Source organism: Photobacterium sp. GB-72 (genome assembly GCF_003026095.1).
In the GTDB taxonomy this organism is placed as follows: Bacteria; Pseudomonadota; Gammaproteobacteria; order Enterobacterales; family Vibrionaceae; genus Photobacterium.
On record NZ_PYNV01000020.1, the window covers coordinates 36,868 to 55,041 of the forward strand.

The 18,174-nt window shown below is 43.9% G+C and carries 18 protein-coding genes; 15 read left to right on the plus strand and 3 right to left on the minus strand.

All coding sequences use genetic code 11. From position 1 onward, the window contains the following. Positions 1–4: 4 nt before the first annotated feature. The 15 genes from C9J40_RS18405 (at position 5) to C9J40_RS18475 (ending at position 13,681) form a co-directional block, all read left to right on the plus strand. Positions 5–904 carry a ParB/RepB/Spo0J family partition protein gene (locus C9J40_RS18405; protein ID WP_107247622.1) on the plus strand — a complete coding sequence of 300 codons (900 nt, stop codon included), beginning with the start codon at positions 5–7 and terminating at the stop codon, positions 902–904. Between the two features lie 177 nt (positions 905–1,081). Continuing rightward, positions 1,082–1,471 (plus strand): F0F1 ATP synthase subunit I, encoded by a 390-nt coding sequence (locus C9J40_RS18410; RefSeq protein WP_107208086.1) that lies wholly within the window; start codon positions 1,082–1,084, stop codon positions 1,469–1,471. A gap of 8 nt (positions 1,472–1,479) precedes the next feature. Continuing rightward, positions 1,480–2,283, plus strand: a complete 804-nt coding sequence (gene atpB / locus C9J40_RS18415) for a F0F1 ATP synthase subunit A (protein ID WP_107208085.1) — start codon at positions 1,480–1,482, stop codon at positions 2,281–2,283. A 64-nt stretch (positions 2,284–2,347) separates the two neighbouring features. Continuing rightward, complete coding sequence (gene atpE, locus C9J40_RS18420) at positions 2,348–2,605, plus strand: F0F1 ATP synthase subunit C (protein WP_005372317.1); 258 nt, start codon at positions 2,348–2,350, stop codon at positions 2,603–2,605. Between the two features lie 79 nt (positions 2,606–2,684). Next, positions 2,685–3,155 carry a F0F1 ATP synthase subunit B gene (gene atpF / locus C9J40_RS18425; RefSeq protein WP_005372318.1) on the plus strand — a complete coding sequence of 157 codons (471 nt, stop codon included), beginning with the start codon at positions 2,685–2,687 and terminating at the stop codon, positions 3,153–3,155. Between the two features lie 16 nt (positions 3,156–3,171). Further along, positions 3,172–3,705 carry a F0F1 ATP synthase subunit delta gene (atpH, locus tag C9J40_RS18430; RefSeq protein ID WP_045130846.1) on the plus strand — a complete coding sequence of 178 codons (534 nt, stop codon included), beginning with the start codon at positions 3,172–3,174 and terminating at the stop codon, positions 3,703–3,705. 16 nt (positions 3,706–3,721) lie between these two features. Further along, a complete protein-coding gene (atpA, locus tag C9J40_RS18435) occupies positions 3,722–5,263 on the plus strand; it encodes a F0F1 ATP synthase subunit alpha (RefSeq protein WP_005372324.1) in 1,542 nt (513 codons plus the stop codon). A 44-nt stretch (positions 5,264–5,307) separates the two neighbouring features. Further along, the gene (atpG, locus tag C9J40_RS18440; RefSeq protein ID WP_005372328.1) at positions 5,308–6,174 is read left to right on the plus strand and encodes a F0F1 ATP synthase subunit gamma; all 867 of its coding nucleotides are present in this window, start codon (positions 5,308–5,310) and stop codon (positions 6,172–6,174) included. A gap of 32 nt (positions 6,175–6,206) precedes the next feature. After that, positions 6,207–7,613, plus strand: coding sequence for a F0F1 ATP synthase subunit beta (gene atpD / locus C9J40_RS18445; RefSeq protein WP_107208084.1), 1,407 nt, complete (start codon positions 6,207–6,209; stop codon positions 7,611–7,613). 17 nt (positions 7,614–7,630) lie between these two features. After that, positions 7,631–8,053 carry a F0F1 ATP synthase subunit epsilon gene (locus C9J40_RS18450; protein ID WP_107208083.1) on the plus strand — a complete coding sequence of 141 codons (423 nt, stop codon included), beginning with the start codon at positions 7,631–7,633 and terminating at the stop codon, positions 8,051–8,053. A 242-nt stretch (positions 8,054–8,295) separates the two neighbouring features. Then, positions 8,296–9,654, plus strand: coding sequence for a bifunctional UDP-N-acetylglucosamine diphosphorylase/glucosamine-1-phosphate N-acetyltransferase GlmU (gene glmU / locus C9J40_RS18455; protein ID WP_107247623.1), 1,359 nt, complete (start codon positions 8,296–8,298; stop codon positions 9,652–9,654). A 215-nt stretch (positions 9,655–9,869) separates the two neighbouring features. After that, a complete protein-coding gene (locus C9J40_RS18460) occupies positions 9,870–10,640 on the plus strand; it encodes a DeoR family transcriptional regulator (protein ID WP_107247624.1) in 771 nt (256 codons plus the stop codon). A gap of 25 nt (positions 10,641–10,665) precedes the next feature. Next, positions 10,666–12,501 carry a glutamine--fructose-6-phosphate transaminase (isomerizing) gene (gene glmS, locus C9J40_RS18465; protein ID WP_107208080.1) on the plus strand — a complete coding sequence of 612 codons (1,836 nt, stop codon included), beginning with the start codon at positions 10,666–10,668 and terminating at the stop codon, positions 12,499–12,501. A 241-nt stretch (positions 12,502–12,742) separates the two neighbouring features. Further along, positions 12,743–13,120, plus strand: a complete 378-nt coding sequence (locus tag C9J40_RS18470; RefSeq protein WP_107208079.1) for a helix-turn-helix transcriptional regulator — start codon at positions 12,743–12,745, stop codon at positions 13,118–13,120. A gap of 168 nt (positions 13,121–13,288) precedes the next feature. Then, the gene (locus C9J40_RS18475; RefSeq protein ID WP_107247625.1) at positions 13,289–13,681 is read left to right on the plus strand and encodes a helix-turn-helix transcriptional regulator; all 393 of its coding nucleotides are present in this window, start codon (positions 13,289–13,291) and stop codon (positions 13,679–13,681) included. Between the two features lie 61 nt (positions 13,682–13,742). Here C9J40_RS18475 and ilvA read toward each other — a convergent pair whose 3' ends face one another. The 3 genes from ilvA to ilvE all read right to left on the minus strand — a co-directional run bounded on the left by ilvA (position 13,743) and on the right by ilvE (position 18,156). Beyond that, positions 13,743–15,296 (minus strand): threonine ammonia-lyase, biosynthetic, encoded by a 1,554-nt coding sequence (gene ilvA, locus C9J40_RS18480; protein ID WP_107247626.1) that lies wholly within the window; start codon positions 15,294–15,296, stop codon positions 13,743–13,745. Between the two features lie 5 nt (positions 15,297–15,301). Continuing rightward, positions 15,302–17,143, minus strand: coding sequence for a dihydroxy-acid dehydratase (gene ilvD / locus C9J40_RS18485; protein WP_107208076.1), 1,842 nt, complete (start codon positions 17,141–17,143; stop codon positions 15,302–15,304). Between the two features lie 80 nt (positions 17,144–17,223). Further along, positions 17,224–18,156, minus strand: a complete 933-nt coding sequence (gene ilvE, locus C9J40_RS18490) for a branched-chain-amino-acid transaminase (protein ID WP_107247627.1) — start codon at positions 18,154–18,156, stop codon at positions 17,224–17,226. Positions 18,157–18,174: the final 18 nt, after the last annotated feature.

Sequence of the window (18,174 nt, forward strand, 5' to 3'; positions counted from 1 at the left end):
TTTCATGAATTTTAATAAACGTGGTTTAGGCAAAGGCCTTGATGCCTTGCTTTCTACCAGTGCAGTCGCACAAGCTAAGCAACAAACCCATCAACAAACAGCACTTTCGACTTCAAACAATGACAGTGAATTACGGGACCTTGCGATTGAACTGCTGCAATCGGGTCAGTTCCAGCCGCGTAAATCGATAGCTGATGATACGCTTGCGGAGCTTGCTGAATCGATTCAAGCCCAAGGGATCATTCAACCTATTGTTGTTCGACGTTTAGCTGATCAACGTTTTGAAATTATTGCCGGTGAGCGTCGTTGGCAAGCGGCTAAAATCGCAGGATTAACGACGGTGCCTTGTTTGGTTAAAAGCGTTGATGATCGCGCGACAATTGCTATTGCGTTGATTGAAAATATTCAACGTGAAGATCTCAATGTAATAGAAGAAGCGGTGGCTTTAGCACGACTACAGCAAGAGTTTTCACTGACTCACCAGCAAATTGCTGAAGCGGTCGGGAAATCACGTGCTGCCGTCTCTAACTTATTGCGTTTAAACCAGTTAAGCGAGCCTGTTAAACAATTAGTGGAGCAGAAAAAACTCGAAATGGGTCATGCAAGGGCTTTATTATCCTTAGATGAAACACAACAGTTAGCTGTAGCACAAAAAATTGTCAATAATTTGTTAACTGTACGTGAAACTGAAAAACTGGTTAAAACACTTTTAAATCCATCAATACCTAAAGTGCCTGCATCACAAAGTGAACATGTTGTTTTATTACAAAACAGGCTAACTGAGCAATTAGGCACTAAGGTGGCGATTAATCAAACTAAAAGTGGCAAAGGAAAAATCGTTATTAACTTTGAACAGCAAGACAAGTTAGAGCAAATTCTTGCAATTCTCGATAATAAAATGTGATGTTAGAGCTGCAATTTTTGTTAAAAAAATAACATCATCGTGATCAAGTTAGAGTGTTGTAAAATCTAACTGTTTTTTTTGCTGCTATTTGATTGCAATCAATCTAATGAGCCGTATAATTTTCGCTGTTTTCCCAAGCACGGATTGTGTAAAGGAATGGACTCGAGGAACGAATACATGGTATCGACGCTAGCTAAACCGGGACGCCAACTGGCAAAACGGTTGCTGTTACTACAATCTGGCGTCGTGATAGCAACGGCATTAACGGCAGTTTTTGCTGTCAATGTTGACTGGGGAATCTCTGCATTGATTGGCGGTGGCATCTTTGTTATTGCCAATACTGTCTTCGCGATGTGTGCCTTCATGTTTAGTGGTGCTAGGAATGCACGGCTAGTCATGGCGTCATTTTATGGCGGAGAAGTGCTTAAAATTCTTATCACAGTCATCCTTTTTGCCATTGCTTACCTGTATATGGGAGTGGAACTTGTTCCTCTCAAACTAACCTATTTGCTGGCCCTTGGTATTAATATTTTTGGACCGGTTTTATTCATTAACAACAACAAATAGGATGAGTTATGGCTGCGCAAGGTGAAGCGCTAACGTCTGCAAGTTATATCACTCACCACTTGACCAACTTATCAACCGATAAATTGGGCTTAGTGAGTGAAGGTAGCTTTTGGGCGGTAAACATAGATAGCCTTATCTTCTCTGTTTTGACCGGTTTAGCTTTTCTATGGCTATTTCGTTCAGTAGCGAAGAAGGCATCATCAGGAGTTCCAAGTAAAGTACAATGTTTTGTTGAAATGGTTGTTGAATTCGTTGATACCAACGTCAAAGATACTTTCCATGGCCGCAATCCACTTGTAGCTCCGTTAGCACTAACTATTTTCTGCTGGATTTTACTGATGAATATCATGGACCTTGTGCCTATTGATTTCATTCCGTATGCCGCACAAAGTATCGGGATCCCTTATATGAAAGTGGTTCCAAGTGCTGACGTTAACATCACCATGGCAATGGCGCTAGGCGTGTTCGCATTGATGATTTACTACAGCATCAAAGTGAAAGGTCTTGTCGGTTTTGCTAAAGAACTGGCTCTTCACCCGTTCAATCACCCTATCATGATCCCGTTTAACCTTCTTCTTGAAGTGGTATCGCTATTAGCGAAGCCTATTTCACTAGGTATGCGTTTATTCGGTAACATGTTTGCAGGTGAGGTGGTGTTTATCCTAATCGCGGCACTAATGCCGTGGTGGGCTCAATGGCTAGGCTCGGTACCGTGGGCTATTTTCCACATTCTGGTCATTACAATTCAAGCTTTCGTATTCATGATGTTAACTATCGTGTACCTGTCTCAGGCACATGAAGACAATCATTAACGATTTTTTGTAACATTTTTTATTATATTGGCGTTTTGCCGACAACTATAAACTGGAGATAGTGATGGAAACTTTACTAAGCTTTTCTGCAATTGCCGTGGGCATCATTGTAGGTCTTGCTTCCCTTGGTACAGCGATCGGCTTCGCACTTCTAGGTGGTAAATTCCTTGAGGGTGCTGCACGTCAACCTGAAATGGCTCCAATGCTTCAAGTTAAGATGTTCATCATCGCTGGTCTACTTGATGCGGTACCAATGATCGGTATCGTAATCGCGCTGCTATTCACATTCGCAAACCCATTTGTTGGTCAGCTAGCTGGTTAATAAATCGTAATGTCAGCTTGTTTCAAGCTGACATTAAGTAGCAAATGGACTCTAGCAACCCTTTTAAAGGAGATGCGTTGTGAATATGAATGCAACTTTGCTGGGTCAAGCTATCGCTTTCTTCCTCTTCGTGGTGTTCTGCATGAAATATGTATGGCCACCGATTATGGAAGCGATTGAAGAACGTCAGAAAAAAATTGCTGACGGCTTGGCTGCCGCAGATCGCGCAGCTAAAGACCTTGACCTTGCACAAGCGAATGCTTCTGATCAACTAAAAGAAGCGAAACGCGCTGCGAGCGAGTTGATCGAGCAAGCAAACAAGCGTAAAGCTCAAATTATCGATGAAGCGAAAACGGAAGCACAAACTGAGCGCGAGAAAATCCTTGCGCAAGGTATGGCTGAAATTGAAGCGGAACGTAATCGTGCTCGTGATGAGTTAAGAAAACAAGTTGCAACTCTAGCTGTGATTGGTGCTGAGAAGATCATTGAGCGCTCCATTGATGTGGATGCTCAAGCCGATATTCTTAACAAAGTCACTGCAGAACTGTAATTAAAGGGGCAAGCATATGTCACAAATGACTACAATCGCACGCCCCTACGCTAAAGCAGCTTTTGACTTTGCGGTCGAGACGAACCAACTAGCTCAGTGGGCAGAAATGCTGAACTTTGCCAGTGAAGTAGCAAAAAATGACACTATGCAGGATGTACTGGATAGCGGATTTGCTGCGGATAAGCTAACTGAAATTTTTGTTTCAGTATGCGGTGAGCAACTCGATGAATTCGGTCAAAACCTTCTAAAGGTGATGGCTGAAAATGGACGCCTTAAGGCGCTACCTGATGTCTGTGATGAATTCATGCTGATGAAACATGAGCATGAGCACACCATCGAAGCGACAGTAATTTCTGCTATTGCTTTAGATGATAATCAACTAGATGCCATTAGCGTGAAACTTGAGCAGCGTTTAGCGCGTAAAGTTATGCTGACTTGCAGTGTAGACGAGACCCTGATTGCCGGGGTTGTAATTAGAGCTGGAGACCTTGTTATCGATAACTCTGTACGGGGCAAATTGAACCGTCTGAGCGATACTTTGCAGTCTTGATTTGGGGAATTGGAGCATGCAACTTAATTCCACGGAAATTAGCGCACTGATCAAACAACGTATTGAAAACTTCAACGTTGTAAGTGAAGCGCGTAACGAAGGTACTATCGTTTCTGTAAGCGACGGTATTATTCGTATCCATGGCCTTGCTGACGTAATGCAAGGTGAAATGATTGAACTACCAGGCGGACTATTCGCACTAGCACTTAACCTTGAGCGTGACTCGGTAGGTGCAGTTGTAATGGGCCCTTATGCTTCTCTACAGGAAGGCATGAAGGTAACCGGTACTGGTCGTATTCTTGAAGTACCTGTAGGTCCTGCGCTACTTGGTCGTGTTGTAAACACACTAGGTCAGCCTATCGATGGTAAAGGTCCAATTGAAACAGAGACATTCTCTCCTGTTGAAGTAATTGCACCGGGTGTAATCGATCGTAAATCTGTTGATCAACCAGTACAAACTGGTTACAAAGCAGTTGACTCAATGATCCCAATCGGCCGTGGTCAGCGTGAGCTTATCATCGGTGACCGTCAGACTGGTAAAACAGCGATGGCTATCGATGCCATCATCAACCAGAAAAATTCTGGTATCTACTCTGTGTATGTGGCTATTGGCCAGAAAGCTTCAACTATCGCTAACGTAGTTCGTAAGCTGGAAGAGCACGGCGCACTGGAAAACACTATCGTAGTTGTAGCATCAGCATCAGAAGCTGCTGCGCTACAATACCTAGCACCATACTCTGGTTGTGCGATGGGCGAATACTTCCGTGACCGCGGCGAAGATGCACTGATCGTATACGATGACCTGTCTAAGCAGGCTGTTGCTTACCGTCAAATCTCACTATTGCTTAAGCGTCCACCTGGTCGTGAAGCATTCCCTGGTGATGTTTTCTACCTTCACTCGCGTCTTCTAGAGCGTGCTTCTCGTGTAAGCGAGCACTACGTTGAGAAATTCACTAACGGTGAAGTGAAAGGTCAAACCGGATCGCTAACGGCACTACCGATTATCGAAACCCAAGCGGGTGACGTATCGGCATTCGTACCGACTAACGTTATCTCTATCACCGATGGTCAGATCTTCCTACAAACAGAGCTATTCAACGCTGGTATTCGTCCTGCTGTTGACCCAGGTATCTCTGTATCGCGTGTAGGTGGTGCTGCCCAAACCAAGATCATCAAGAAACTGTCGGGTGGTATTCGTACCGCACTTGCACAGTACCGTGAACTTGCAGCGTTTGCACAGTTCTCGTCTGACCTTGATGACGCTACTAAGAAACAGCTAGATCATGGTCAGAAAGTAACTGAACTGATGAAGCAAAAACAATACGCGCCAATGTCTGTATTTGAGCAAGCGGTTGTTATCTTTGCAGCTGAAAAAGGCTACTTGAATGATGTTGAGCTAACTAAGCTTGCTGATTTCGAAGCAGCGTTACTTTCTTACGCGAAAGGTCAGTTTGCTGAGCTTGTAGCTCAGATAGATGAAACGGGTGCTTACAACGATGAAATCGCTGCGCAGTTTGCAAAACTGCTAGAAGATTTCAAAGCGACCCAGACTTGGTAATTGGTTGGTGATCGCTTGCGATCACCTTCTAACGGAGAGTAACGATGGCCGGCGCAAAAGAGATTCGTAACAAGATCGGTAGTGTTAAAAACACGCAAAAGATCACTAAAGCGATGGAAATGGTGGCTGCTTCTAAAATGCGTAAAACGCAGGAAGCAATGGAGTCATCACGTCCATACGCACAAACTATGCGCAAAGTGATCGGTCATATCGCCCTTGGTAGCCTCGAGTATAAGCATCCTTATCTTGAAGAGCGTGAAGCCAAGCGCGTTGGTTACATCATTGTTTCAACTGACCGTGGTTTGTGTGGTGGCTTGAACATTAACTTGTTCAAAAAAGCGATCACCGATATTAAAACATGGTCAGATAAAGGTGCCGATGTTGATTTAGCGCTAATTGGAGCTAAAGCAACAGCATTCTTTAATAGCTACGGCGGTAACGTAGCAGCTCAAGTATCAGGCCTTGGTGACACGCCAAGTGTTGATGAGTTGATCGGTACTGTTGGCGTAATGCTGAAGAAATATGATGAAGGCCAACTGGATCGTCTGTATGTGGTTTACAACCAGTTTGTAAATACCATGGTACAGCAACCAGTGATTGATCAATTGTTGCCTTTGCCTAAGTCAGAAGACGAAGAAATGCAGCGCAACCATTCTTGGGATTATATTTATGAGCCCGAGCCTAAACCGCTACTAGATACCCTATTGGTTCGCTATGCCGAATCACAAGTGTACCAAGGTGTGGTTGAGAACCTTGCCAGTGAGCAAGCGGCACGAATGGTAGCGATGAAAGCTGCAACAGATAATGCAGGGGATCTGATTGATGAACTGCAACTTGTGTACAACAAAGCCCGTCAGGCTGCGATCACACAAGAACTGTCAGAAATCGTTTCTGGCGCATCTGCTGTTTAAGGCAAAGAATTAATAAGTTTAGAGGATTAACGATGGCTACAGGTAAGATCGTACAGATCATCGGTGCGGTAGTCGACGTAGAGTTTCCACAGGACTCTGTACCACAGGTATACGATGCCCTTCATGTTGATGCGAAAGAGAACGGTACACTAGTACTGGAAGTTCAGCAGCAACTTGGTGGTGGTGTTGTTCGTGGTATCGCTATGGGTACTTCTGATGGCTTACGTCGTGGTTTGTCTGTTGAAAACACAGGCCGCCCAATTGAAGTGCCAGTAGGTACAGCGACTTTAGGACGTATCATGAACGTTCTTGGTCAACCTATTGATGAGTGTGGTGAGATCGGTGAGCAAGAGCGTTACGCTATTCACCGTGAAGCACCAAGCTATGAAGATCAGTCAAACGTAACTGAACTCCTAGAAACAGGTGTTAAAGTTATCGACTTAATCTGTCCATTCGCTAAGGGTGGTAAGATCGGTCTGTTTGGTGGTGCGGGTGTTGGTAAGACCGTTAACATGATGGAACTTATCAACAACATCGCCCTAAAACACTCAGGTTTATCTGTGTTTGCAGGTGTTGGTGAGCGTACACGTGAAGGTAACGATTTCTACTTTGAAATGCAGGAAGCAGGTGTTGTTAACATCGAAAAACCTGAAGAATCAAAAGTAGCAATGGTTTACGGTCAGATGAACGAGCCACCAGGTAACCGTCTACGTGTTGCATTGACTGGCCTTACTATGGCTGAGCGTTTCCGTGACGAAGGTCGTGACGTACTGTTATTTATCGATAACATCTACCGTTACACCCTTGCAGGTACTGAAGTATCAGCACTACTAGGTCGTATGCCATCTGCCGTAGGTTACCAGCCTACACTAGCAGAAGAGATGGGTGTACTTCAGGAGCGTATCACGTCAACGAAGTCTGGTTCTATCACGTCAGTTCAGGCGGTATACGTACCTGCCGATGACTTGACTGACCCATCACCAGCAACAACCTTTGCTCACTTAGATGCAACAGTTGTACTTTCGCGTCAGATCGCATCGCTAGGTCTATACCCTGCGATCGACCCATTGGATTCAACATCACGTATGCTTGATCCATTGGTTGTAGGTCAAGAGCACTACGACATTGCTCGTGGCGTTCAGAGCCTACTTCAACGTTATAAAGAGCTAAAAGACATCATCGCTATTCTTGGTATGGACGAGCTATCTGAAGAAGATAAGCAAGCTGTATCACGTGCACGTAAGATTGAACGTTTCCTAACTCAGCCTTACCACGTAGCAGAAGTCTTTACTGGTGACCCAGGTATCTACGTAACGTTGAAAGACACACTACGTAGCTTCAAAGGCTTATTAGCGGGTGAATACGACGATATCCCAGAGCAGGCATTTATGTACTGTGGTGCGATTGAAGACGTATTAGAAAACGCGAAGAAGCTGTAAGCTAATTAGGAGGCGACATGGCAGCGATAACTTTCCAGTTGGAAGTAGTCAGTGCTGAGAAACGTCTGTTCTCTGGTCGTGCTGAAAATATTCAAGTAACAGGTAGTGAAGGTGAGCTAGGTATTCATGCCGGTCACACGCCACTACTTACAGCTATTACCCCTGGCATGGTACGTATTACCAAGCAAGGTGGTGAGGAAGATGTAATCTATCTTTCTGGCGGTATGCTTGAAGTTCAGCCTTCTGCAGTGACGGTATTAGCCGATACAGCTATTCGTGGTATTGATTTAGACGCCGCGAAAGCAGAAGAAGCTAAGCGTCAAGCTGAGGAGCGCATCCATAATCAGCATGGCGATATTGACTTCGCACAGGCAGCCAGTGATTTAGCGAAAGCCATTGCTCAGCTTCGAGTAATTGAACTAACTAAACGCGCACGCTAGTCTGACGCTAAAGTAATATAAAAAGCGACCATTAAGGTCGCTTTTTTTATTGCTAAAAATCTTATTGATTGATGTTGTTTGGGGATATTTATTATTACAAAAATGATTTTCTATTAAGACTTTTGCGAGGTACACCTGTTATTTCTTAGTGAGAATTAAACAATTACGCTTAAATCTAGTGAAACTTGACGGTACAATACCAATTAAATAACAAATTTATGCATCAAGAGGGACATCCCATCATGCGCTTTAGTGCTGTGATTTTAGCTGCGGGAAAAGGCACCCGTATGTATTCTAACTTGCCAAAAGTACTTCATACTTTAGCCGGAAAGCCGATGGTCAAACATGTGATTGATACATGTAATGATCTTGGTGCGAAAAATATTAATTTAGTTTATGGCCATGGTGGCGACACCATGCAACAAGTATTGGCTCAAGAATCAGTCAATTGGGTACTACAGGCTGAGCAATTAGGAACAGGACACGCGGTTAATCAAGCAACCCCGAACCTTGCTGATGATGAAAAAGCATTGATTTTATACGGTGATGTGCCACTGATTAGTGCACAAACGTTAGAAAACCTGCTTGATGCTCAGCCTGATGGTGGCATTGCCTTACTAACCGTTGTTCTTGATGATCCAAGTGGTTACGGTCGTATTGTGCGTCGTAATGGTCCCGTAGTTGCGATCGTAGAGCAAAAAGATGCCACTGAAGAGCAAAAGCTCATAAAAGAAATCAATACTGGTGTCATGGTGGCTAATGGCGGTGATCTTAAGCGTTGGTTAGCGGCGCTTAAAAATGATAATGCGCAAGGTGAATATTACCTAACCGATATTATTGAGATTGCCCATGATGAAGGTCGTGCCGTCGAAGCGGTGCACCCTGTAAGCCCTATTGAGGTTGAAGGTGTAAATAACCGTATTCAACTTGCGCGCCTTGAGCGAGCTTTCCAAGCTCAACAAGCTGAGCGTTTATTAGAGCAAGGTGTGATGTTACTCGATCCTGCTCGTTTTGATTTACGTGGCGAATTACAATGCGGTACCGATGTTGAAATTGATGTTAACGTGGTGATTGAAGGCAGCGTTAGTATTGGTGATAACGTCGTGATTGGCGCCGGTTGTGTGCTTAAAGACTGTGAGATTGATGATAACTCAATTATCAGCCCATACAGTGTGATTGATGGTGCGACGGTAGGTGAAGCCTGTACGGTCGGTCCATTTGCTCGTTTACGTCCAGGTACGGAGCTTCAAGCTCAAGCGCATGTGGGTAATTTTGTTGAAATCAAGCAAACGCGTTTAGGTGAAGGCTCTAAAGCGGGTCATTTAACTTACCTTGGTGATGCTGAGATTGGTGCTAACGTCAATATAGGTGCAGGTACTATTACTTGTAACTACGATGGCGCGAACAAATTTAAAACTGAAATTGGCGATGATGTATTTGTTGGCTCTGATACTCAACTTATCGCCCCAGTTAAAGTTGCAAGCGGTGCAACCATTGGTGCCGGTGCAACGATTAATCGTAATGTTGGAGAAGGTGAGTTAGTGATCACTCGCGCACCCGCACGAACGATTCAAGGCTGGAAACGCCCAACCAAGAAGTAATTTTCAATTACGTTATCATTTTTAAAGCAGGAGTTTCTCCTGCTTTTTTATTGTCTAGCTCCACCCCCCGCCCCTATATTCCTCTAGCTTTTCCATTCCAGTAGTTATTTCGAGAGAAAAATTATACCGAATCTGCATATTTGTTATTGATCGATTAATTTTTAAAACGCTATACTAAGTTTCAAACTGAAACTTAATCTATCATTTCAAAACTTATGTCTAAACGTAATACGCAACAACGTCGCCATGCTATTGCAGCTATGGTTGGTATTGAAGGTGAAGTTAGTGTGGATACACTTGCTAGTCACTTCTCGACCTCTGAGGTCACAATTCGTAAAGATCTCGCGGCATTAGAAAGTTCTGGCTTATTGCTACGCCGATACGGTGGCGCCATTGCTATGCCGAGTGAAATAGTTGCAACTGGCTTAGAAGAAAAAGTTTCAGAACGAAAGTCAGCGATTGCGATTGCTGCCGCTGATCTGATCCGAGATCACAATCGCATTATCGTTGATTGTGGTAGTACAACAGCAGCATTAATTAACCTACTAAGCACTAAACAAGGCTTAGTGGTAATGACTAATTCTTTGCAAGTCGCGAATGCACTAAATGCACTTGAAAATGAACCTACCTTATTGATGACGGGCGGTACATGGGATCCGCATTCGGAATCATTTCAAGGCAAAGTTGCAGAATCCGTATTGCGTTCATACGATTTTGATCAGTTATTTATTGGTGCTGATGGCATTGATATCACGCGTGGCACAACCACCTTTAATGAGCTGACGGGGCTAAGTCGAGTGATGGCGGAAGTTTCTCGCGAAGTGGTGGTAATGATTGAGTCTTGTAAGGTCGGACGAAAAATTCCGAATTTAGAGTTAACGTGGCAAGGGATCGATACTTTAATTACCGATAATGGCATGAGTGATGCTGATACTGTTGCGATAGAACAACAGGGTGTGCGCGTGATTCGTGCCTATAGTGAATAATAACAAGTTATAAAGGATAGCAGTTATGTGTGGGATTGTAGGTGCGGTAGCACAACGTGATGTAGCAGAGATCTTAGTCGAAGGCTTACGTCGATTAGAATATCGCGGGTATGACTCAGCAGGTCTTGCCGTTGTTGATGAACAATTTAAATTACAACGCTTACGACGTATGGGGAAAGTTCAAGCCTTAGCTGAGGCGGTTAATGAAACGCAAGTTATTGGTGGAACGGGGATCGCGCATACACGTTGGGCAACACATGGCGAACCCTCAGAAGCTAACGCCCACCCTCATGTCTCTGGTGAGCATATAGCGATTGTTCATAATGGGATTATTGAGAATCACCAAGCATTGCGTGATCTATTACAACAACGAGGTTATGTGTTTCATTCTCAAACCGATACTGAAGTAATTGCACATTTAGTTGAGTGGGAACTGCGAACTGCCGATTCTTTATTAGCCGCTGTGAAGCAAGCTGTTGCTCAACTAGAAGGCGCTTATGGTACCGTAGTGATGGATAGTCGCGATCCGGAACGTTTGGTTGTTGCGCGCTCTGGTAGCCCGTTGGTGATCGGATTAGGTGTAGGTGAAAACTTTATTGCGTCTGATCAATTGGCTTTGCTGAATGTGACTCGTCGCTTTATGTTTTTAGAAGAAGGTGATGTTGCCGAAGTCACCCGTCGTGATATTCGAGTGTATAATCAACAAGATGAGTTGGTTGAACGTGAAGTCACCGAATCTCATATTCAACATGATGATACGGATAAAGGTCATTATCGTCACTATATGCAAAAAGAGATCTTTGAGCAGCCAAGCGCTCTGATCAATACCATGGAAGGCAGGATCCGCAACAATCGCGTGATCTTGGAAAGTTTTGGTAATGAAGCGAAAACGATCTTTGATCATGTTGAGCATATTCAAATTATTGCTTGTGGTACCTCCTATAACGCGGGCATGGTGGCACGTTACTGGTTTGAATCTATTGCAGGAATTAGCTGTGATGTTGAAATTGCCTCTGAATTTCGCTACCGCAAATTTGTTACCCGTCCAAATAGCTTACTGATCACCCTTTCTCAATCAGGTGAAACAGCAGATACCTTAGCGGCACTGCGTTTAGCAAAAGAAAAAGGCTATATGGCTGCGATGACAATTTGTAATGTTGCAGGCTCATCTTTGGTACGTGAATCTGATTTAGCTTTTATGACCCGCGCGGGGGCTGAAATTGGGGTCGCATCAACTAAAGCGTTTACTACGCAGTTAGTCGCGTTATTAATGCTTGTAACTGCATTAGGTAAGCAGCAAGGTACGATTGATAATGAGCAAGAAGAAAAAATCGTTCATTCACTACAGCAATTACCAAGCTTTATTGAGAAAGCATTAACGCTTGATAAGTCGATTGAGCTATTGGCTGAAGAATTCAGCGATAAACAACATGCATTATTTTTAGGTCGTGGTGAGTTCTACCCAATTGCTGTTGAAGCTTCACTTAAATTAAAAGAGATCTCGTACATTCATGCAGAGGCTTATGCGGCTGGTGAATTAAAGCATGGCCCACTTGCGTTAGTTGATGCTGAAATGCCTGTTATCGTGGTGGCACCTACCAATGATTTATTAGAAAAGCTCAAATCTAATATTGAAGAAGTACGTGCTCGCGGTGGCTTACTGTATGTGTTTGCCGATAGTGAAGCTGGATTTGAAGAGACCAGCGGCATGAAAATCATGACCATGCCCAGTGTGGATGAAATCATCGCACCGATTTTTTATACCATTCCGATGCAGTTGTTGTCGTATCACGTGGCTTTAATTAAAGGTACTGATGTTGATCAGCCTCGTAATTTAGCCAAAGCGGTGACTGTTGAGTAATGTCAAATGAGAAAAGGCGCAACTTGCGTCTTTTTTATCGGTACTCTTGATAACGTTTACCGTGTTGCGAAATAAAAAAATGCCTGATTATCCATACGATGTGCGATTCAAATTAAGAATAAAAGTCTGCTTTGATTTTATCTTATTGAATATTAAGAATTAAAAAAAATGAAAAATTGGCTCATCATCTGCACTGCAACAAATAGTGAAGCGTTCTTCACTATCTGATTGGAGAAGGTGTATGACAGAGCCAAAGACAAAGATTGCCGCTAGGATCAAGGAGGCTCGTGAATGGAAAGGATTAACCCAAGTACATATGGCCCAGCAGTTGAAAGTCGCTCGCCAAACGTATCTTGATCTAGAGACCGGAAAAACAGAGCCTAAAGTACGATTATTGTCTGAGATCTCGGAGATCACTGAGAGGCCATTAACTTGGTTTGTTTATGGTGATGAAGGGATTGAAATTTTAGAAAGTGAGTATAAGGAAGAAATTGATCGCTTATTGCAATTTTTTAGTCACTTGCCACATTCTGCTCGCCACGTTATTTTGCAGCAATGTATCAACTTAGCGAGTTTTATGGCGGAATACACCCGTGCTTTAACACATAAAAATAAGTAGCGAATAACGATCTTCCTTGGTGCCTACTTAATTGTTCATTTCGATCTTTTTATTGTCTATATTTGATGACAGTGAATATGGCGTATCACATTTTTGTACTAGCACCCATAGACATCTATTTTAGCGAAGAATAGTTTAAACAAAGTTTATGGGTTTAGTGCGGTATAAATGTCGATGATGAGTGAATATAGTGTTGAGCGTGAGATTAATAACGCAATAACAGAAATAGCGCATATTGCACAAAAGATTCGAGAAGCGAGAGAATGGAAAGGGGTCACTCAAGTGAGTATGGCTAAGCAGCTAGGTGTTGCTCGTCAAACTTACCTTGATGTAGAGTCGGGGAAAACAGAGCCTCGAATATTAATGCTAATGAATATAGCAAAGATAACAGGGCGTCCTTTGCATTGGTTTATTTCAGACGACAATACACCTGAATATGGTGATATCAATCGATTATCGGTTATGTATGCGCAGGTACCTTCTCCTTTACGCCAAAAAATGATCGAACAAAATATTAATTTGATTTCCTGTTGCCTTGAATATGTTTCAAACAGTCGTTAATCATGTTGATTGTTATAAAAAAAGCAGCGATTACGCTGCTTTTTTTGTTAGGGACTATTCATTACTGAGCAAGAAAAAACTTATAGGCTGGATTTTCTGTTTCGTCTTTCCATTGATAGCCCAATTCGCGTAAGTGGCTAGTAAATGACAGCAAATCTTTGTCTTCAAGTTCAAAGCCACATAAAACACGACCATAATCTGCCCCATGATTACGATAATTAAATAAGCTAATATTCCAATGACAACCAAGGGTATTTAAAAAGCGAATAAGTGCACCTGGGTATTCAGGGAACTCAAAGCTATATAAACGTTCTTTAAGCGGTTTTGATGGTCTACCCCCAATCATATAACGAACATGGACTTTCGCCATTTCGTCATCAGATAAATCGACCACCGGATATCCGCCTTTTCGCAGATCTTTAATGATGCCATCAAGTTCTTCTTGGCCTTGCATTAAACGCACACCGACAAAAACATTGGCCAGCGCATCATCGTTATAACGGTAGTTAAATTCGGTTACCGCCCGCCCCCCAATCAAATGGCAGAAATCAAGAAAAGCCCCCGGACGTTCAGGGATCGTAACGGCTAATAACCCTTCACGTTTTTCACCTAACTCACAACGTTCTGAAACATAGCGTAGACCATGAAAATTCAAGTTTGCGCCTGATAAAATCGCAGCAAGTTGCTGATCGAGGATTTGATGCAGCTCGACGTATTTTTTTAGCCCAGCAAGAGAAAGTGCCCCCGAAGGTTCAGCAATCGCGCGGGTATCTTCAAAGATATCTTTAACCGCCGAGCAAATTTCATCACTGCTGACCGTGATAACATCATCAAGGTATTGCTGACATAAACGGAAAGTTTCACTACCAATACGTTTCACAGCTACACCATCAGCAAACATGCCGACTTGATCTAATGTGACTGGTTGGCCTGCATCAAGCGCTGCTTTTAAACAGGCAGAATCTTCAGCCTCAACCCCAACCACTTTAATTTCAGGTAGTAGCTGTTTGAGTAAAACGGCAACGCCTGCCGCCAAACCACCGCCACCAACCGGTACAAAAACACAATCAAGATGACCATTTTGTTGCACCAACTCAATACCAATTGTGCCTTGTCCTGCGATCACCGATGGGTGATCGAAAGGAGGGATAAAGGTATAGCCGTGTTGTTGCGCTAATTGTTCGGCATAACCCTTAGCTTCATCAAAATTACTGCCATGCAGCACGACAATACCACCAAAACTACGTACCGCATCCACCTTGATATCAGGTGTCGTACGTGGCATCACAATCGTGGCTTTAACCCCGAGTTGCTGGCTCGATAAGGCTAAACCTTGTGCATGATTACCGGCAGAGGCTGCAATCACTCCTGCCGCTTTTTGCGGCTCAGTCAGCTGCGACATCATGTTATAAGCGCCACGTAACTTAAACGAGTGAACCGGCTGGCGATCTTCTCGTTTTAGTTGGATCTGATTTGCAATCCTTGCGCTCAGACGAGACATATTTTGCAATGGGGTGACTTGTGCCACCTCATATACTGGCGCTCGAAGGATATTGCGAAGATAGTCGGCTCCGCTAAGTAGCACTTCATCCGTGGCCTGTTTCACTTCGCTCATGATGATTATCCTTCTAGTTTAGACTTATCGCGCACTGCGCCTTTATCTGCACTGGTGGCGAGGTTGGCATAGGCTTTTAGGGCAAAAGAAACCTGACGTTCACGATCGACAGGCTTCCAACCGCGTTGGTTCGTTGCTTCACGACGTGCCGCGAGGGTTGCATCATCGACATTGAGCTCAATGCTACGGTTTGGAATATCAATGGCGATAATGTCGCCATTTTCGATCAGGCCAATCGTGCCACCGTTTGCTGCTTCAGGCGAAACGTGACCAATAGATAGGCCACTGGTACCGCCAGAGAATCGACCGTCAGTGATCAACGCACATTCTTTGCCAAGACCCATAGATTTAAGGTAAGTGGTCGGGTACAACATTTCTTGCATACCAGGGCCACCTTTAGGTCCTTCATAACGAATAACCACGACATCGCCTGCTTTCACTTTACCTGCAAGAATCGCTTCAACAGCGGTATCTTGGCTTTCAAACACAACGGCAGGACCTGTAAAGGTTAAGCAACTTTCATCAACGCCTGCGGTTTTAACAATACAGCCATCAAGTGCCATATTGCCTGACAGTACAGCAAGACCGCCATCTTGGCTAAAGGCAAACTCTTTACTACGAATACAGCCATTTTCTCGATCATCGTCAAGCGTTTCCCAACGGCAATCTTGCGAGAATGCTTGCGTGGTACGGATACCTGCAGGACCTGCGCGGAAGAACGTTTTAATTTCTTCTGAATCCGTTACTTTAATATCGTAGTGTTTGAAGCTTTCGGCAAAGGTTTCACCCAGAATATTGTGACAATCGTTATGGAAGAGACCTGCGCGATCCAGTTCACCTAAAATACTGTAAACGCCACCTGCTCGGTGAACATCTTCCATATGATATTTCGGTGTTGATGGTGCAACTTTACAGAGGTGTGGAACAATACGAGACATGCGATCAATATCGGTCATGGTGAAATCAATTTCACCTTCTTGCGCTGCGGCTAAAAGGTGTAAAACGGTATTAGTTGATCCCCCCATTGCAATATCTAATGCCATCGCATTTTCGAAGGCTTTTTTATTGGCAATGTTACGTGGCAATGCGGTTTCATCGTCTTGCTCATAGTAACGCTTAGTTAGACCAACAATACGCTTACCCGCGTTAATAAATAGCTGCTCGCGATCTGCGTGTGTTGCGAGCATTGAACCGTTACCCGGCTGGCTTAAACCAAGCGCTTCGGTTAAACAGTTCATGGAGTTCGCCGTGAACATACCAGAGCACGAACCACAAGTTGGGCATGCTGAACGTTCGATCTGCTCACTTTGCTCATCAGATACTTTAGGATCGGCACCTTGGATCATTGCATCAACCAAATCGAGCTTGATCACTTGCTCTGAAAGCTTGGTTTTACCGGCTTCCATTGGTCCGCCAGAAACAAAAATAACCGGAATATTTAAGCGAAGTGATGCCATTAACATTCCAGGGGTGATTTTGTCACAGTTTGAGATACATACCATCGCATCGGCACAGTGGGCATTCACCATGTACTCAACAGAATCTGAAATAAGCTCACGTGATGGGAGTGAATACAGCATACCGCCATGCCCCATCGCAATGCCGTCATCAACAGCAATGGTATTAAACTCTTTGGCAATACCGCCCGCTTCTTCGATTTGCTTTGCGACTAATTGACCGAGATCTTTTAAGTGGACGTGACCGGGAACAAATTGGGTAAACGAGTTCACAACGGCAATAATCGGCTTACCAAAATCTTCATCTTTGACGCCAGTGGCACGCCAAAGCGCACGAGCACCAGCCATATTTCGGCCATGGGTTGTGGTTGCAGAACGGTATTTAGGCATAACAGAAAATCCTTTTTGAGCACTGTCGCTAATGCATTAGCGACAGTTTTGATATGTATTGGTTGGGTTGTGAAGGGCAATTACTTTTGTGGATAAACGTAATCTAACCAGCCCCATTTATCTTCTGTTTCACCATTGAACAGACCGAAGTAAGCGGCTTGCAGCTCTTTGGTGATAGGGCCTCGTTTACCTTCACCGACGGTAATTTGATCCACACTGCGTACCGGTACGATTTCAGCTGCTGTCCCTGTCATGAAGATTTCATCGGCAAGGTAAAGTGCTTCACGAGCAATGTTTTCTTCACGTACTTCGTAACCCCGTTCTTTAGCTAGGATCATAATCGTGTCACGGGTGATGCCGGGTAAAATTGCGCTAGTTGTTGGTGGTGTTGAAAGAACGCCGTTACGAATGACAAAGATATTTTCACCAGCGCCTTCTGATAGATAACCATCAACACTTAATGCGATCCCTTCTGCGTAACCATGGCGACGTGCTTCGCTACCAACCAGTAGTGATGATAGGTAGTTACCGCCTGCTTTTGCAGCCGTTGGAATAGTATTTGGCGCGGCACGATTCCAGCTAGAAATCATCGCATCAACGCCATTTTCCAGTGCTTCTTCACCTAAGTAAGAGCCCCAAGGGAAAGCGGCAACAATCAAATCCATTTTTGTATCAACGGGAGGACAAACCCCTAGGCCAACATTCCCCACATAACCCAATGGGCGAATGTAAGCAGAATCGAGTTTATTGACTCGGATCGTTTCACGGCAAATTTCCATTAGTTCATCGCAGCTGTATGGGATTGGGAAGCGATAAATTTTTGCCGAATTTTTTAGCCGTACCATATGTTCTTCATGACGAAAAATGGCTGGGCCTTTTGGCGTGTTGTAGCAACGGATCCCTTCAAATACTGAAGTACCATAGTGCATTGCGTGGGTTAAAACGTGAACATTAGCATCAGCCCAAGGCACTATTTCACCGTTAAACCAAATGTAATCTGCTGTATTTGCCATGTTGAATTCCTTTCTAAA

Excerpts from the sequence above, each read along its gene's own strand:
- C9J40_RS18405 (WP_107247622.1), top strand. The coding sequence starts at position 5 with ATGAATTTTAATAAACGTGGTTTAGGCAAAGGCCTTGATGCCTTGCTT.
- C9J40_RS18410 (WP_107208086.1), top strand. The coding sequence starts at position 1,082 with ATGGTATCGACGCTAGCTAAACCGGGACGCCAACTGGCAAAACGGTTG.
- atpB (WP_107208085.1), top strand. The coding sequence starts at position 1,480 with ATGGCTGCGCAAGGTGAAGCGCTAACGTCTGCAAGTTATATCACTCAC.
- atpE (WP_005372317.1), top strand. The coding sequence starts at position 2,348 with ATGGAAACTTTACTAAGCTTTTCTGCAATTGCCGTGGGCATCATTGTA.
- atpH (WP_045130846.1), top strand. The coding sequence starts at position 3,172 with ATGTCACAAATGACTACAATCGCACGCCCCTACGCTAAAGCAGCTTTT.
- atpA (WP_005372324.1), top strand. The coding sequence starts at position 3,722 with ATGCAACTTAATTCCACGGAAATTAGCGCACTGATCAAACAACGTATT.
- atpG (WP_005372328.1), top strand. The coding sequence starts at position 5,308 with ATGGCCGGCGCAAAAGAGATTCGTAACAAGATCGGTAGTGTTAAAAAC.
- atpD (WP_107208084.1), top strand. The coding sequence starts at position 6,207 with ATGGCTACAGGTAAGATCGTACAGATCATCGGTGCGGTAGTCGACGTA.
- C9J40_RS18450 (WP_107208083.1), top strand. The coding sequence starts at position 7,631 with ATGGCAGCGATAACTTTCCAGTTGGAAGTAGTCAGTGCTGAGAAACGT.
- glmU (WP_107247623.1), top strand. The coding sequence starts at position 8,296 with ATGCGCTTTAGTGCTGTGATTTTAGCTGCGGGAAAAGGCACCCGTATG.
- C9J40_RS18460 (WP_107247624.1), top strand. The coding sequence starts at position 9,870 with ATGTCTAAACGTAATACGCAACAACGTCGCCATGCTATTGCAGCTATG.
- glmS (WP_107208080.1), top strand. The coding sequence starts at position 10,666 with ATGTGTGGGATTGTAGGTGCGGTAGCACAACGTGATGTAGCAGAGATC.
- C9J40_RS18470 (WP_107208079.1), top strand. The coding sequence starts at position 12,743 with ATGACAGAGCCAAAGACAAAGATTGCCGCTAGGATCAAGGAGGCTCGT.
- C9J40_RS18475 (WP_107247625.1), top strand. The coding sequence starts at position 13,289 with ATGTCGATGATGAGTGAATATAGTGTTGAGCGTGAGATTAATAACGCA.
- ilvA (WP_107247626.1), bottom strand. The coding sequence starts at position 15,296 with ATGAGCGAAGTGAAACAGGCCACGGATGAAGTGCTACTTAGCGGAGCC.
- ilvD (WP_107208076.1), bottom strand. The coding sequence starts at position 17,143 with ATGCCTAAATACCGTTCTGCAACCACAACCCATGGCCGAAATATGGCT.
- ilvE (WP_107247627.1), bottom strand. The coding sequence starts at position 18,156 with ATGGCAAATACAGCAGATTACATTTGGTTTAACGGTGAAATAGTGCCT.